We start from the raw sequence: 14,408 nt of genomic DNA, 5'->3' as shown, positions 1-14,408 counted from the left end.
CGGATCCCGTCTGATATCAATGGGCGGCGGCCGGGGCCGAGTTGCTCAGGCCGGACTTCTTCAGCGTGATCGCCAGGATCGAGGCCAGCAGGCAGAAGGCGCCGGCGACGAAGAAGGCGGGCAGGTAGCTCGAAAGCTCCGTGCGCGAGAGGCCGGCGCCATAGGCGGCGGTGGCGGCTCCCAGCTGATGGCCGGCAAAGACCCAGCCGAAGACGAGGCCGACCTTTTCAGGGCCGAAGCGGTCGGCGGCGATCTTGACGGTCGGCGGTACGGTGGCGATCCAGTCGAGGCCGTAGAAGACGGCAAAGATGGAGAGGCCGTAAAAGCTGAAATCGCTGAAGGGCAGGTAGAGCAGCGACAGGCCGCGCAGGCCGTAATACCAGAATAGCAGCCAGCGATTATCGAAGCGATCGGACAGCCAGCCGGAACCGATAGTGCCGAAGAAATCGAAGATGCCCATGACAGCCAGCACGCTGGCTGCGGCCACCGGCACGATGCCGAAATCGCCGCAAAGGGTGACGAAATGGGTCTGGATCAGGCCGTTGGTGCTGAGACCGCAGATGAAAAAGGTGGCAAAGAGGATCCAGAAGGTCGAGGTCTTCGAGATTTCCCTGAGGACGGTGATGGGCGTCATCAGCGCGACGCCAAGCGAGGTGCTTGCCGGCGGCGGCGTTACCTGCGTTTCGCCGAAGGAGGGCAGGTTGAGGTCGGCCGGGCGGTCGCGCATGAAAGCCAGCACGGCAAGGGCTGCGACCATGATCATGGCGCAGACGAAAAACACCGTCGAGCGCCAGCCGTAGCGTTCTGTCAGCTCCGCCATCAGCGGCAGGAAGACGAGCTGGCCGGTGGCCGAGCTTGCCGAGAGCATGCCGACGACGAGGCCGCGGTGCTTGGTAAACCAGCGGGAAGAGACGGTCGCGGCGAGCACCATCGCCGTCAGGCCCGTGCCGAAGCCGACGACGATGCCCCAGAGCAATAGCAACTGCCACAGCGTCGTCATGAACAACGAACCGACGAAGCCCGCGCCAATCAGAGCCAGTGCGAAGACGATGACCTTGCGCACGCCGAAATAATTCATGAAGGCGGCGGCGAACGGACCCATGAAGCCGAACAGGATCAGGCGGATCGCAAGGGCCGAGGAAATCTGCGAGGTCTCCCAGCCGAATTCGTCCTGCAGCGGTTTGATCAGCACGCCAGGTGCGCCCATGGCACCGGCCGTGACCAGCATGGTGAGGAAGGTCGCGGCAACGACGACCCAGCCATAGTGGATGTTGCGCCGGGCGAGGGTGGAGGCGAGGGCGGTGGAAACCATGGGCAAGATTCCGGTTGAATTCAGATTCGGGAAATACAGGATCGATTTACATGATGGCCATCATATTTCTTGCGTATTGATGATGGACGTCATATATTTTGTCAAGCGACTATTTCTGGAGACGACAAATGCGGGTCAGCCGCGAAAAATTTGCCGAGAACCGCGAAAAGATCCTGAGCGTTGCCGGCGTGCTTTTCCGCGAAAACGGTTTCGACGGGGTCGGCGTCGCCGACATCATGAAGGCGGCGGGGCTGACGCATGGCGGCTTCTACGGTCATTTCGGTTCGAAGGATGACCTGGCGCTTGAGGTCAGCCGCAAGCTGATCGACAAGGTCGAAACGCGCTGGAAGGAGCATATCGCCGAATCGCCGGACCGGCCGCTGGCAGCGCTTCTCGACCACTATATCCACTGGCGCACGGTTGACGATCCGGGCGGCAGCTGTGTCTTCGCAACGCTGATCCAGGAAGTCAGCCGCAGCCGCGGCGCGGTCCGCGCGGTCTTCAGCGACGGGCTGTCCGTGTTGGTCGACACGCTTGCCGATATCGTTCCCGGCGAGACGGAAGAGGAGCGCCGCGCCAATGCGACGACGACACTCTCATCGATGATGGGTGCCGTCATTCTTGCCCGTGCTGTCGAAGACAGAGCGCTTGCCGAGCAGTTTCTGGTGACGATGCGCCGGCAGCTCGATCCTGAAAGCGAGACATAAACTCAGTCGCGAAAGGCGATGGTTTCGATCTCCCTCTCCGTGCGGAGAGGGATCTACCTTGCACATGCCTGAGGATCGGGACGTCGGTCGGCGACTATTTGAAGCCGGCGACGGTGTGCGGGATGTAGGGTGCTTCCAGTGCCGCGATTTCCTCGGCGGTGAGCTTGACCGAGAGCGAGGCAACGGCGTCCGTGAGGTGGTTCGGTTTGGACGCGCCGATGATCGGGGCGGTCACCGCACTCTTCTGCAGGATCCAGGCAGTTGCGACCTGGGCGCGGGAGATGTTGCGGGCCTTGGCGATTTCGGCCACGGCCCCGACGATCTTGCGGTCGGCATCGATGGACTGCGTGTAGAGCGTCTTGCCGAATTCGTCGGTCTCGCTGCGGGCCGTCGTCTCGTCCCAGTCGCGGGTCAGGCGGCCGCGGGCAAGCGGGCTCCAGGGGATGACGGCGATCTTCTGATCCTCGCAGAGCGGCAGCATTTCGCGCTCTTCCTCACGGTAGAGCAGGTTCAGGTGATCCTGCATGCTGACGAATTCGGTCCAGCCGTTCAGCCTGGAGACGTAAAGCGCCTTGGCGAATTGCCAGGCATACATGGAGGAGGCGCCGATATAACGCGCCTTGCCCGATTTGACGACGTCGTGCAGCGCTTCCAGCGTTTCCTCGATCGGCGTCGTGTAGTCGAAGCGGTGGATCTGGTAGAGATCCACGTAGTCGGTGCCGAGGCGACGCAGGCTGTTGTCGATCTCGTCGAAGATCGCCTTGCGCGACAGGCCGGCGCCGTTCGGGCCCGGTCGCATGCGGTTGAACACCTTGGTCGCCAGCACGATGTCCTCGCGTTTGGCGAAATCTTTTATGGCCCGGCCGACGATCTCCTCCGAGGAACCATTGGAATAGGTGTTGGCGGTGTCGAGGAAATTGATGCCGAGGTCGATCGCCTGCTTGATCATCGTCCGGCTTTCTTCTTCCCGCAGGCTCCAGGCATGATTGCCGCGGCCGGGATCGCCGAAGGTCATGCAGCCCAAGCAGATTTTCGACACTTCGAGACCGGTCTTGCCAAATTTTGCGTATTCCATGAAACGACTCCGTGATGAATTTGATAATCCCCAGGCGGCTTTCCATGATTTAGCGCGAGATGGCCAAAGTCGCAGGGCGGCAAATGAAGAATCTATGCTGCATGCGCACAATGATCCGTGATCGAGACTTCTGAGCCGCGCTCATTGCTGTCGATTCCGGCTGCAGCTTGCACATCCGCGCCGCAAGATGTTAGCTGATGCAGCATTTTACCGGAATCCGACCATGCAACTGCCATTCCACGATCGCTATGACGATCTCTATCGCGATTTCTCCTGGCGGATTCCGGAGGATTTCAATATCGGCCGCGCCGTCAGCGACGACTGGGCCGCGAGAGATCCGGAGCGCGTCTGCCTTGAGCACTTCAGCCCCGACGGCGATCATCGCGCGATGACCTATCGCGCGCTCGCCGATCGTTCCTCGGCCTTCGCAAATGCGCTCGTCTCACTGGATATCAAACGCGGCGATCGCGTCGCTTTGCTGTTGCCGCAATCCTTCGAAACGGTGATCGCACATGTGGCGATCTATAAGACCGGCGCGATCGCGCTGCCACTGGCGCTGCTCTTCGGCGTCGAGGCGCTGGAATACCGGCTGAAGGCGGCAGGTGCCGCGGCCGTCATCACCAACGGCTTCGGTCTCGAACGCATCCGGCAGATCCGCGGACGCCTGCCAGCGTTGAAGCATATCGTCAGCATCGACGGGGCGAGTGCCGATGCGACTGCTTTCGCCGAGCTGGTGGATGGCCATCCCCCTGCCTTCGACATCGCCAAAACTGGTCCGGACGATCCGGCGCTGATGATCTTCACGTCGGGAACGACGGGGCCGCCCAAAGGCGCGTTGCATGGCCACCGGGTCCTGCCCGGCCATATTCCCGGCATGCAGTTCGCCCATGAGGGTTTTCCGCGGCCGGGCGACAAGGTCTGGACGCCGTCCGACTGGGCCTGGGCCGGCGGGCTGCTCAACGCGTTGCTGCCGAGCCTTCTGCTCGGTATTCCCGTCGTTTCGTCGCCGGCGCAGAAATTCGATGCCGGCATGGCCTATCGCATCATGGCCGAGATGAAGGTGCGCAATGCCTTCATTCCACCGACGGCGCTAAGGCTGATGAGATCCGTTGCCGATCCGCGCACGAAATATGATCTGGTGCTGCGCACCATCGGCTCGGCCGGGGAGGCGCTCGGGCGCGAGACCTATGAATGGGCGCGGCATACGCTCGGCATCACCGTCAACGAATTCTACGGCCAGACGGAGTGCAATTTCGTGCTTGCGTCGAGCGCTGCCTATGGCGTCACCAAGGCGGGCGCCATAGGACGGGCGGTGCCCGGGCACCGCGTTGCGATCGTCAGCGAGACGGGCGACGAGTTGCCCGTCGGCGAACCGGGCCAGATCGCCATCGCCAGTCCAGATCCCGTCATGTTCCTCGGCTACTGGGACGATACGGCAGCAACGGAACGAAAATTCGTCAAAGGCTGGCTGCTCACCGGAGATATCGGCCGGCAGGACACCGAGGGCTATGTCACCTTCGAAGGCCGCGACGACGACGTCATCACCTCGTCGGGATATCGCATCGGCCCGGCCGAGATCGAGGACTGCCTGATCGGCCATCCCGCCGTGCAGCTCGCCGCCGCCGTCGGCAAGCCCGATGCCGTGCGCACCGAAATCGTCAAGGCCTATATCGTGCTTTCACCTGGCCATCATCCAAGCGAGGCGCTGGCTGCCGACATAAGGGAATGGGTGAAGACGCGGCTTTCGATGCACGAATATCCGCGCGAAGTGGAATTCATCGATGCATTGCCGCTGACCACCACCGGCAAGGTGATCCGCCGGCTGCTGCGCGAAAGGGCCGCCAGCGAGGGGTAGAGCATTTCCGGACGCAAAAACACTAGGCACTTTTACCGGAATTGCTTTAGCCCCGGCCGGCAAGCGACATGATCTTTTCGCGCAGCATCTTCGCCATGTTGCGGGTGCTGCGGTACATGTGGAGCTGGGCGGTGACCTGGCGCATGTCGCGGTCGCTGTTCTGCGTCAGCCCGATCACCAGCGTTCCCATCTCCTCGCGCTCCTGCCAGAAACGGCTCATGATCGGATGATCCGAGACGGCGCAGGAATCGGAGCGGACGATATTGGCGTCGTCGAGATGCCATTCGGTGAGTTCGCTCATCAGCAGCTTGCCCGGCGAATAGCGGGCATAGTTTTCGTCGTAGGCGGTCTTCCACGTATAGGCCTCGCCGCCCATCATCAGCACGACGATGGCGGCGATCGCCTTGCCGTTGAGATCGATCGTGTGAATACGCACGGCATCGACGGCGGCAAGGTTCGACACCGCCTCGCGGGCGAAAGCCGTGTGATAACGATCGGTGACGAGAGCGCTTCGCCGCTTGCCTTTCCAGCCACCGGCTTCCATTGCCAGGAATTCCTCGAAGCGGATATGGATTTCGCGCGGTTGCCGGGCGACGGTATAGACCGCCGTTCCCTGTTCCTCCAGCAGGCGCCATTGGCGGCGCATCTCGCGCATATGCGAGGAGGAGATGGTTTTGCCGAGATAGGCCGGCGCCTCTTCCTCGCTCTGCAGCATCGGGCGCAGGTAGGGATTGGTAACGGTGACGGGAAGATTGCGGCTGAGCGCCACGGCCTTGACCATGCGCACGAAGATACCGTTCAGTCTGAGATCCGGCAGAACCAATATGCCGGGCAGATTGAGATCACGCGCGGTCAGCCCCTCGAAGAGGTTGTCTAGGGTTTCGGCGGCATCCTCGCCATCAACGAGCGGCGTGCCAAGCGGACCGAAACTGTTCGACCAGCCGCGGATGATCGACGGGCCGACGGCAAAGCCCGGCTTGTCGACCGAAAACGGCAAGAGGAAGCGCATGCGGCTGCGACCGGCATTGTGGTCGCGGATCAGGGCGAAGTTCACCTGCCGGTCTTCGAGCCGCGGCATGGCGGGGGCGAGGAAACGGCCCGAGAAAAAGACGTTCGGTTCCATCGCCCGGTTGGAAAGGAAATCGAGCTCATCCTGAAGCTCATAGCCGAGCTTGCCCGGATAGAGGCAGAGCTCGCGTCCCGGCCGGCCGATCTCCGCGCGAGCCTCGGCCTGCGGCGCTTCGAAATGCAGGGCTGCGAGATCATGCACCATGCGGTTTGCGGCGCTGTCGGTGCTTTCGGTAACGGGGGGAACACGCACCATCTATCGAACTCTCATTTCTGGCGTTGCGGCGGAGGGGCTGGCGAAGGCGAAAAGAACGATGCCAAGCGTGCGGCGCACGGCGACATGCAGCAGGATTGCCTCGACGGCCATGGCCGAAGCCGTGGCGATCGCCGTGCCTTCGATGCCGTAATGCGGGATCAAAGCGAGGTTGAGGCCGACATTGGCCGTTAGTGCGCCGGCATAGAGCGCGACGCAGAGGTTCTGCTTGCCAGCCATCATCAGCAAAGTTTCGGCCGGTCCGACCAGCGATTTGGCGAGGATGCCGGCGAGCAGGATCGCCATGACCAGATAACCTGATGTGAAGGCGCCGCCGAAGAGCGACAGCAGCAGATGACCCGCCGCAAGCACGACAAGGCCGACCCCGAGCGCCGGCCAGAAGGTCCAGCGAGCGGCGTCAATGGCAGCGGCTGCCAGCTGGGCGTGGTCGCCTTCGGCAATGATCGAGGAAAAGCGAGGGCCGGAGGCCGCCTTGACCGAGAAATTGATGAAATGCACCAGCGCCATCGTTTTGGCGGCGGCGAAGTAGATGGCGACGTCATGCGGCTCGAGGAAGATGCCGACGACGACGACGTCGGAATTGGTGAGCAGGAAGCTCACGCCCTCGATCAGGAAAATCGGAAAGGCGACGCTGAGCCAGGCGAGGAAGTCGACCTTGCGCGGGCCGTCGTCATAATGCCGGCGAAGGCGGTAGAGCGTTGCGGCATACTGGCCGAGGGCGGTGACGTAGGTGGCGGCGAGCGCTGCCTGCATCGCGGTGACGGCTGTGTGCTCGGCGCCGATGGCAATCGCGATCAGCATGAAGAGGATGATGAGGATCGGCCGGACGACATAGACAGGGCTCAGCGCCATCACCGGCCAATGGTTCGCCCGCGACGTGCCTTCCAGAATGTCGCCGAGCGCGATCATCGGCATGGCGAGCAGGCCGATGAAGATCGGGACGAGATAGTAGACCTGTATCATATCGCCTAAGAAATGCAGCCCGAGCATGCCGGCGGCGAGCACCGCCGTGCCGGACAGCAGCGCAAAGATGCGCGCCGTGCCGGTCAGGCCGCGGATTTCCTCGAAGGCGCCGGCAGCCCTGTATTGCGGCAGGAAGCGGACGATCGCGGTGTGGAAACCAAGGCATGAGAGATCGCCGAAGACGACGACCAGCACCCAGACGAAAACGAAGATGCCGTATTCATATTCGCCCATCAGCCGGGCGAGCACGATCTGGGAGACGAAGGCGAGGGCTGCGCTGAGGACACGGATCGAAAAGGCCGTCAGCGCCATGCGTTGGGCGGCCGCCCTCTCACCGCGTTCGGTGAGCACGGCAGCAAGCAAACGCAGCGTGCGGCCGCCGATCGGGCGCAGGCCCGCGGGCAGCATCTTCTCCGCTGTTTCTATGACCGCCATGATGAACACGCAAAACTCTGAGGTCAGGCAAATCGCCCCTGAAGTCTTGACAGAACAGGGTTAAGAAACGGTTCCGGATCGGGTCTGCCACCCAACGCTGAAATTCAGGCTTTCCGGCGTTGCCGCAGAAAAAAAATGCCGCCCGGAGGCGGCATTTTTTCGGATCTTTGCCGGCTTGCCTCAGACCTGCTCGAAGGCGCCGTGGCAATGCTTGTATTTCTTGCCAGAGCCGCAGGGGCAGGTCTCGTTGCGGCCGACCTTGCCCCAGGTGGCCGGGTCAGCCGGGTTGCGGTTTTCAGGAGAAACGATGACTTCCGATGCCTGGTAGATCGCCGGGGCGAAATCGTCCTCGCCGGTCGTCGGATCCAGGTGATGGGCCTGCATCAGCGGCGGTTCAGGCTCGGCAGGGGCCTGCTGCACCAGTTCGACGCGCATCAGCTGGGCGGTGACGGCCTCGCGCAGATTGTTGAGCAGCGCCGTGAAGAGCTCGAAGGCCTCCGACTTGTATTCCTGCAGCGGATCGCGCTGGGCATAGCCGCGGAAGCCGATGACGGAGCGCAGATGGTCGAGGTTGACGATGTGCTCGCGCCAGAGATGATCGAGCGTCTGCATGACGATCGAGCGTTCGACATAATGCATGATGTCGTCGCCGAAACGCTCGGCCTTTTCCGTAAAGGCCGCATTGGCGGCTTCCGTCAGGCGCTCGCGGATGTCGTCCTCGCCGATGCCTTCTTCCTTCACCCAGTCCTCGATCGGCAGGTCGAGATTGAGGATGTTCAAAGCGCCGGCCTTCAGGCCGGCGGCATCCCATTGTTCGGCATAGGCGCGCTCGGGAATATGCTTTTCGACCATGTCCTCGATCACCTCACGGCGCATGTCGGAAACGGTCTCGGAAATATTGGTCGATTCCATCAGTTCGAGGCGTTGCTCGAAGACCACCTTGCGCTGATCGTTGAGAACGTCGTCATACTTCAAGAGGTTCTTGCGGATATCGAAGTTGCGGGCTTCGACCTTCTTCTGGGCGCGCTCCAGGGCCTTATTGATCCAGGGATGGACGATCGCCTCGCCCTCCTTGAGGCCGAGCTTGGTCAGCATGCTGTCCATGCGGTCGGAGCCGAAGATGCGCATCAGGTCGTCCTGAAGCGAGAGGTAGAACTTCGAGCGGCCGGGGTCGCCCTGGCGGCCGGAGCGGCCACGCAGCTGGTTGTCGATGCGGCGGCTTTCATGGCGTTCGGTGGCGATGACGTAGAGACCGCCGGCTTCAAGCGCCTTCTGCTTAAGCTGCTTGATCTCCTCGATGATCGCCTGGATCCGGGCATCACGCTCCGGTCCGGCTTCGACTTCGCCTAGTTCGCGTTCGATGCGCATGTCGAGATTGCCGCCGAGCTGGATGTCTGTGCCGCGGCCGGCCATGTTGGTGGCGATGGTGATGGCACCCGGCACGCCGGCCTGGGCGACGATGTAGGCTTCCTGCTCGTGGTAGCGGGCGTTCAGCACCTTGAACTCGTCGAAGCCCTGCTTGCGCAGGCGCTCGGCGAGCAGTTCCGATTTCTCGATCGAGGTTGTGCCGACCAGCACCGGCTGGCCGCGCTTGTGGGCGTCGAGGATCTCCTCGATGATCGCCTTGAACTTCTCGTCGAAGGTCCGGTAGACCTCGTCGTCCTCGTCGAGGCGCTTGATCGGCAGGTTGGTCGGTACCTCGATGACATCGAGATTGTAGATGTTGGCGAATTCTTCCGCTTCCGTCTGCGCCGTACCGGTCATGCCGGCGAGCTTGTCGTACATGCGGAAGTAGTTCTGGAAGGTGATCGAGGCCAGCGTCTGGTTTTCCGGCTGGATCTGCACCTTTTCCTTGGCTTCGAGCGCCTGGTGCTGGCCTTCCGAATAGCGGCGGCCCGGCATCATGCGGCCGGTGAACTCGTCGATGATGACGACTTCGTCGTTGCGGACGATATAGTCCTTGTCGCGCTGGAAGAGCTTGTGGGCCTTCAGCGCGTTGTTGACGTGGTGGACGATCGCGACATTCTCGATGTCGTAAAGCGCGTTGCCCTTCAGGAGACCGGCCTGGCGGAGCAGGTTTTCCAGCTTCTCGGTGCCCTCTTCGGAGAAGTTGGCGGAGCGCTGCTTCTCGTCAATCTCGTAATCGCTGGGCTCCAACAGCGGAATGTAGGCGTCGATCGTATTATAGAGTTCGGAGCGGTCGTCGAGCGGACCGGAGATGATCAGCGGCGTGCGCGCCTCGTCGACCAGGATCGAGTCCACTTCGTCGACGATCGCGAAGTTGTGGCCGCGCTGGACCATCTGGTTCTTCTCGTACTTCATGTTATCGCGCAGATAATCGAAGCCGAGTTCGTTGTTGGTGGCGTAGGTGACGTCGCAGGCATAGGCCGCGTGGCGTTCCTCGTCGGAAAGGCCGTGGACGATGACGCCGGTGGTCATGCCGAGGAAGCCGTAGACGCGGCCCATGGTGGCGGCATCGCGCTGGGCGAGGTAATCGTTGACGGTGACGACGTGCACGCCCTTGCCGGAAAGCGCGTTCAGATAGACCGGCAGGGTGGCGACGAGGGTCTTGCCTTCGCCGGTCTTCATCTCGGCGATCGCATTCGAATGCAGGATCATGCCGCCGACCAGCTGTACGTCAAAAGGTCGCAGGCCGAGAACGCGGCGCGAGGCTTCGCGCACGACGGCAAAGGCCGGGATCAGAATGTCGTCGAGCGTCTTGCCCTCGGCGAGCATGGCGCGAAACTCCACGGTCTTTGCCGCGAGCTGCTCGTCCGTCAGCGCCTTCGTCTTCTCTTCGATCGAGTTGATGGCAGTGACGTTCGGCTGGAAGGACCGCACGCGGCGGTCGTTGGAAGACCCAAATAACTTGCGGGCTATACCGCCAAAGCTGACCATATGACTGGCCCTTTCTCAATATTCATCCCCGGCGTTTCTTGTTCGCGGCCCAGCCGAAAATCAGGCGCGCGCCTTAAAACGCCCGGAAACTGTTCTAGACGCGAGGTTGCGTGACAGATAAGAGGGGGGTCGAATGATGTCAACGGATTTGGCGGATACAGAAAGGCCACAATCCGGTGTTGATGGCTATTTTGGGCTGGATTCAGGGGATGCTGAAACCGGCAATGTAACTGTGAAGGGTATTTCATGTTGAGCACCAACAAACTTGCCGTTCTGGCGTTTGCAACCTTTGTTGCGCTCCAGGCCCCGGCCTATGCCGATGACGCCGTCATCGCCAAGGTCGGTACCCTGGAGATCCACCAGTCGGAACTCGACCTTGCCGTCGCCAATCTCGACCCCCAGCTGGCGCAGCTTCCCGATGACCAGAAGAAGGTCGCAGCCCTTTCCGCCGCCATTGACGTGAAGCTGCTTGCCGCCGACGCTGCGGCCGAGAAGCTCGATCAGACCGACGAATTCAAGAAGCGCATGCAGTATCTCTCCGACCGCGAGCTGCACAATGCCTATTTCAAGAAGCATGTCGTCGACATCGTGACGCCTGACGAAGTCAAGGCCCGTTACGACAAGGAAGTCGCCGCCCTGCCGAAGCAGGAGGAAGTCCACGCCCGTCATATCCTCGTCAAGACCGAGGACGAAGCCAAGGACATCATCAAGCAGCTCGACGCCGGCAAGGATTTCGCCGAACTCGCCAAGGAAAAGTCCACCGATCCGAACAAGTCGGAAGGCGGCGACCTCGGTTATTTCTCGCGCGGCCGCATGGTCAAGGAATTCGAAGACGCAGCCTTCGCGCTTGAGAAGGGCACCTATTCCAAGACGCCGGTCAAGACCGATTTCGGCTTCCACGTCATCAAGGTCGAAGATAAGCGCGATGCCCCGCCGCCGCCTTTCGAGCAGGTGCAGGATCAGGTTCGTCAGCTCGTCATGCGCGACAAGTATCTTGCGCTTCTGAACCAGGCAAAGGCGTCCGCCAAGATCGAGATCACGGACGAGACGCTGCGCAAGGGTTACGACCAGGCCAACAAACAGCCGGAGCCGGGCAGCGAGCCCGTCGCGCCTGCACCGCAGCAGTAATAATCGCATCAGGGCCCGGTTCTTCCGGGCCCTTCATTAGATCCGGATGATCTTGGGCCTGATCGACCTGAAATCTGAATCCGGATCTAAATCAAATAGCAGAGCATGATGCTCTGGCATCGTTTGTTGTCGCATTTCCGGACGGCGAACCGGTTTCCATTTCGCCTGGAAATGCTCATTGGCAGGTCTCATCATGTCCGGTTCCGTCTCTCCGCTTGCTCCGAAATCCTTCGTCTCGATGCCACCGCTGCGCGGCGTGCGCATGGCGACGGCTTCCGCTGGCATCAAGTACAAGAACCGTACCGACGTGCTGATGATGGTCTTCGACAGACCGGCGACCGTTGCGGGCGTTTTTACCCGCTCGAAGTGCCCGTCGGCGCCGGTCGATTTCTGCCGGGCCAATCTCCCCCATGGCAGCGCCCGCGCCGTCGTCGTCAATTCTGGCAATGCCAATGCTTTCACTGGCCTGAAGGGCCGCCAGGCGACCGCGCTGACGGCGAAGTCGGCTGCCGCTGCCGTCGGCTGCGCCGAAAACGAGGTCTACCTGGCCTCGACCGGCGTTATCGGCGAGCCGCTGGATGCGACCAAATTCGCAGGCGTTCTGGATCGCATGCAGGTCGAAGCGACCGGCGATTTCTGGTTCGAGGCCGCCAAGGCGATCATGACGACCGACACCTATCCGAAGGTTTCCACCCGCAGCGCCGAGATCGGCGGCGTGGCCGTGACGATCAACGGCATCGCCAAGGGCGCCGGCATGATCGCGCCTGACATGGCGACGATGCTTTCTTTCGTCGTCACCGATGCCGACATTGCGCCTGCCGCGCTGCAGGCGCTTCTGTCCGACGGCGTCGGCCCGACCTTCAATTCCATGACCGTCGACAGCGACACCTCCACTTCCGACACACTGATGCTGTTTGCAACGGGCGCCGCGGCCGAGGACGGCCAGACCCGCATCGAACGCGCCGACGACCCGCGCCTTGCCGCCTTCCGGGCCGCACTCAACGAAGTGCTGAAGGATCTGTCGCTGCAGGTGGTCCGGGACGGCGAAGGTGCCACCAAGATGCTCGAAATCACCGTGACGGGTGCCGAGAGCGATGCCGCCGCCAAGCGCATCGCGCTGTCGATCGCCAATTCGCCGCTGGTCAAGACCGCGGCCGCCGGCGAAGACGCCAATTGGGGCCGTATCGTCATGGCCGTTGGCAAATCCGGCGAGATGGCCGACCGCGACAGGCTCGCCATCTGGTTTGGCGATATCAGGGTCGCCGTCAATGGCGAGCGTGATCCCGATTATTCCGAGGCGGCCGCCTCGGACGTCATGAAGGCGCAGGATATCCCCGTCAAAGTCGATATCGGGCTGGGTGCCGGCACGGCAACGGTCTGGACCTGCGACCTCACCAAGGAATATGTTGCGATCAATGGCGACTATCGGAGCTGATCGTTCATTGGAGCAGGCATCCATTTCCTCACACAATCTGCCGCTGGTGCGCAGGCTGGAGGCCGTCGGCTTCCGCGCCTGGCCGGCGGCTTCCGTGCAATATGACGGCAGCTGGCAGGTGCGGCTGACGGCCGGTCACCCGTCCAACCGGCTGAACTCGATCGTGCCGCTCGATCCCTCGGATCATCGCGACGTCGAAATCCGCCTCGAAAAGGCGCGCCGGAAGTTCGAGGCCTATGGCCGCGCCGCGGTGGTCCGCCAGACGCCGCTTGCCTCGCCGGTGTTGATCGAACTTCTGCGCGCGCAGAACTGGACGCGCTTCGACGATACGGTGGTGATGACCTGCGACCTTGCCGAGGCGGAGCTGCCGGATACGCTCGATCACCTGCCGACCCATGATGTCGGCCGTTTCGTCGACGCTAACCTCGCCGTCGATCAGGCGCCACTGAGGCTGAAGCCGGCGCTTGCCGAAATCATCTCGGCAATCAAGCCGCCATCCGGCCTGTTCATGATCGAGAACGCGGCGGACGGTCCGCTTGCGACCGTGCTCTGTGTCCAGGACAACGACCTCGCCGGCATCATGTCGCTTTCGGTCTCCGAGGCGCGGCGGCGCGAAGGGCTCGGCACCGAGATCCTCACCTCGGCGCTGCGCTGGGCGCGCATGCGCAGCGCCCGTTCGGCCTGGCTGCAGGTGAAGCTGTCCAACCGCCCGGCCATCGCACTTTATGAGCGCCTCGGTTTTCGCGACGCCTATCATTATTGCTATTGGCAAAAGGAGCCGCGATGAGCGAGGCGGGCCGGAAGATATTGCTGGTTGCTGCCTGTGCGCTGATCGATGCCGATGGGCGTATCCTGTTGGCGCAGCGCCCCGAGGGAAAGTCGCTCGCCGGGCTCTGGGAGTTTCCCGGCGGCAAGGTCGAGCCGGGTGAGACGCCGGAGGAAACGCTGGTGCGCGAGCTCGAGGAAGAACTCGGTATACACACTAAGATCGCCTGTCTCGCGCCGCTTACCTTTGCCAGCCACTCCTACGAGACCTTCCACCTTTTGATGCCGCTTTATATCTGCAGGCGCTATGAGGGCATTCCCCAGGGCCGCGAGGGCCAGGCGCTGAAATGGGTGCGCCCGCAGGCGCTGCGCGATTACCCGATGCCGCCGGCCGACGAGCCGCTCATCCCGATGTTGCAGGATTTACTTTAGCATTATCTGATTATTATTGTGCCACACCATTTTCGGCTGTGGATATTAATGGATCGTTTAA

Annotated in this window: 11 protein-coding genes; 6 read left to right on the top strand and 5 right to left on the bottom strand. The window is 62.0% G+C overall.

The genetic code is table 11. The annotated features are described in order from the left end of the window. Window positions 1-16: 16 nt before the first annotated feature. Complete coding sequence (locus BA011_RS17715) at window positions 17-1,312, bottom strand: MFS transporter (RefSeq protein WP_065281415.1); 1,296 nt, start codon at window positions 1,310-1,312, stop codon at window positions 17-19. Between the two features lie 128 nt (window positions 1,313-1,440). On the opposite strand from BA011_RS17715, the gene BA011_RS17710 reads away from it, so the two are divergent. Then, entirely contained in the window at window positions 1,441-2,019 is a 579-nt protein-coding gene (locus tag BA011_RS17710) for a TetR/AcrR family transcriptional regulator (RefSeq protein ID WP_065281414.1), read from the top strand. A 94-nt stretch (window positions 2,020-2,113) separates the two neighbouring features. On the opposite strand, the gene BA011_RS17705 is transcribed toward BA011_RS17710, so the two are convergent. After that, window positions 2,114-3,094, bottom strand: a complete 981-nt coding sequence (locus tag BA011_RS17705; RefSeq protein ID WP_065281413.1) for an aldo/keto reductase — start codon at window positions 3,092-3,094, stop codon at window positions 2,114-2,116. Between the two features lie 223 nt (window positions 3,095-3,317). Between BA011_RS17705 and BA011_RS17700 the strand changes: the two genes are divergently transcribed. Then, entirely contained in the window at window positions 3,318-4,949 is a 1,632-nt protein-coding gene (locus BA011_RS17700; RefSeq protein ID WP_065281412.1) for an AMP-binding protein, read from the top strand. 46 nt (window positions 4,950-4,995) lie between these two features. Here the strand turns inward: BA011_RS17700 and BA011_RS17695 are convergent, their stop codons facing one another. The 3 genes from BA011_RS17695 to secA all read right to left on the bottom strand — a co-directional run bounded on the left by BA011_RS17695 (window position 4,996) and on the right by secA (window position 10,587). Beyond that, on the bottom strand, window positions 4,996-6,273 hold the full coding sequence (locus tag BA011_RS17695; protein ID WP_028744084.1) for a GNAT family N-acetyltransferase: 1,278 nt from the start codon (window positions 6,271-6,273) through the stop codon (window positions 4,996-4,998). Then, the gene (locus BA011_RS17690) at window positions 6,274-7,689 is read right to left on the bottom strand and encodes a lipopolysaccharide biosynthesis protein (RefSeq protein WP_065282582.1); all 1,416 of its coding nucleotides are present in this window, start codon (window positions 7,687-7,689) and stop codon (window positions 6,274-6,276) included. A gap of 180 nt (window positions 7,690-7,869) precedes the next feature. Further along, on the bottom strand, window positions 7,870-10,587 hold the full coding sequence (gene secA / locus BA011_RS17685) for a preprotein translocase subunit SecA (protein WP_065281411.1): 2,718 nt from the start codon (window positions 10,585-10,587) through the stop codon (window positions 7,870-7,872). 246 nt (window positions 10,588-10,833) lie between these two features. Here secA and BA011_RS17680 point away from each other — a divergent pair, with 246 nt between their 5' ends. The 4 genes from BA011_RS17680 (at window position 10,834) to mutT (ending at window position 14,347) form a co-directional block, all read left to right on the top strand. Beyond that, on the top strand, window positions 10,834-11,715 hold the full coding sequence (locus tag BA011_RS17680; RefSeq protein WP_065281410.1) for a peptidylprolyl isomerase: 882 nt from the start codon (window positions 10,834-10,836) through the stop codon (window positions 11,713-11,715). Between the two features lie 193 nt (window positions 11,716-11,908). Next, window positions 11,909-13,150, top strand: a complete 1,242-nt coding sequence (gene argJ / locus BA011_RS17675; RefSeq protein ID WP_065281409.1) for a bifunctional glutamate N-acetyltransferase/amino-acid acetyltransferase ArgJ — start codon at window positions 11,909-11,911, stop codon at window positions 13,148-13,150. Further along, a complete protein-coding gene (locus BA011_RS17670; protein ID WP_065281408.1) occupies window positions 13,131-13,937 on the top strand; it encodes a GNAT family N-acetyltransferase in 807 nt (268 codons plus the stop codon). Before argJ ends, BA011_RS17670 begins: the two co-directional genes overlap by 20 nt. Then, window positions 13,934-14,347 carry an 8-oxo-dGTP diphosphatase MutT gene (mutT, locus tag BA011_RS17665; protein ID WP_011653687.1) on the top strand — a complete coding sequence of 138 codons (414 nt, stop codon included), beginning with the start codon at window positions 13,934-13,936 and terminating at the stop codon, window positions 14,345-14,347. Before BA011_RS17670 ends, mutT begins: the two co-directional genes overlap by 4 nt. Window positions 14,348-14,408 lie beyond the last annotated feature (61 nt).

Source organism: Rhizobium leguminosarum, assembly GCF_001679785.1.
GTDB lineage: Bacteria > Pseudomonadota > Alphaproteobacteria > Rhizobiales > Rhizobiaceae > Rhizobium > Rhizobium leguminosarum_R.
Note: the sequence above shows the minus strand (reverse complement) of the source record. Positions and strands in the feature narration are given on the sequence as shown.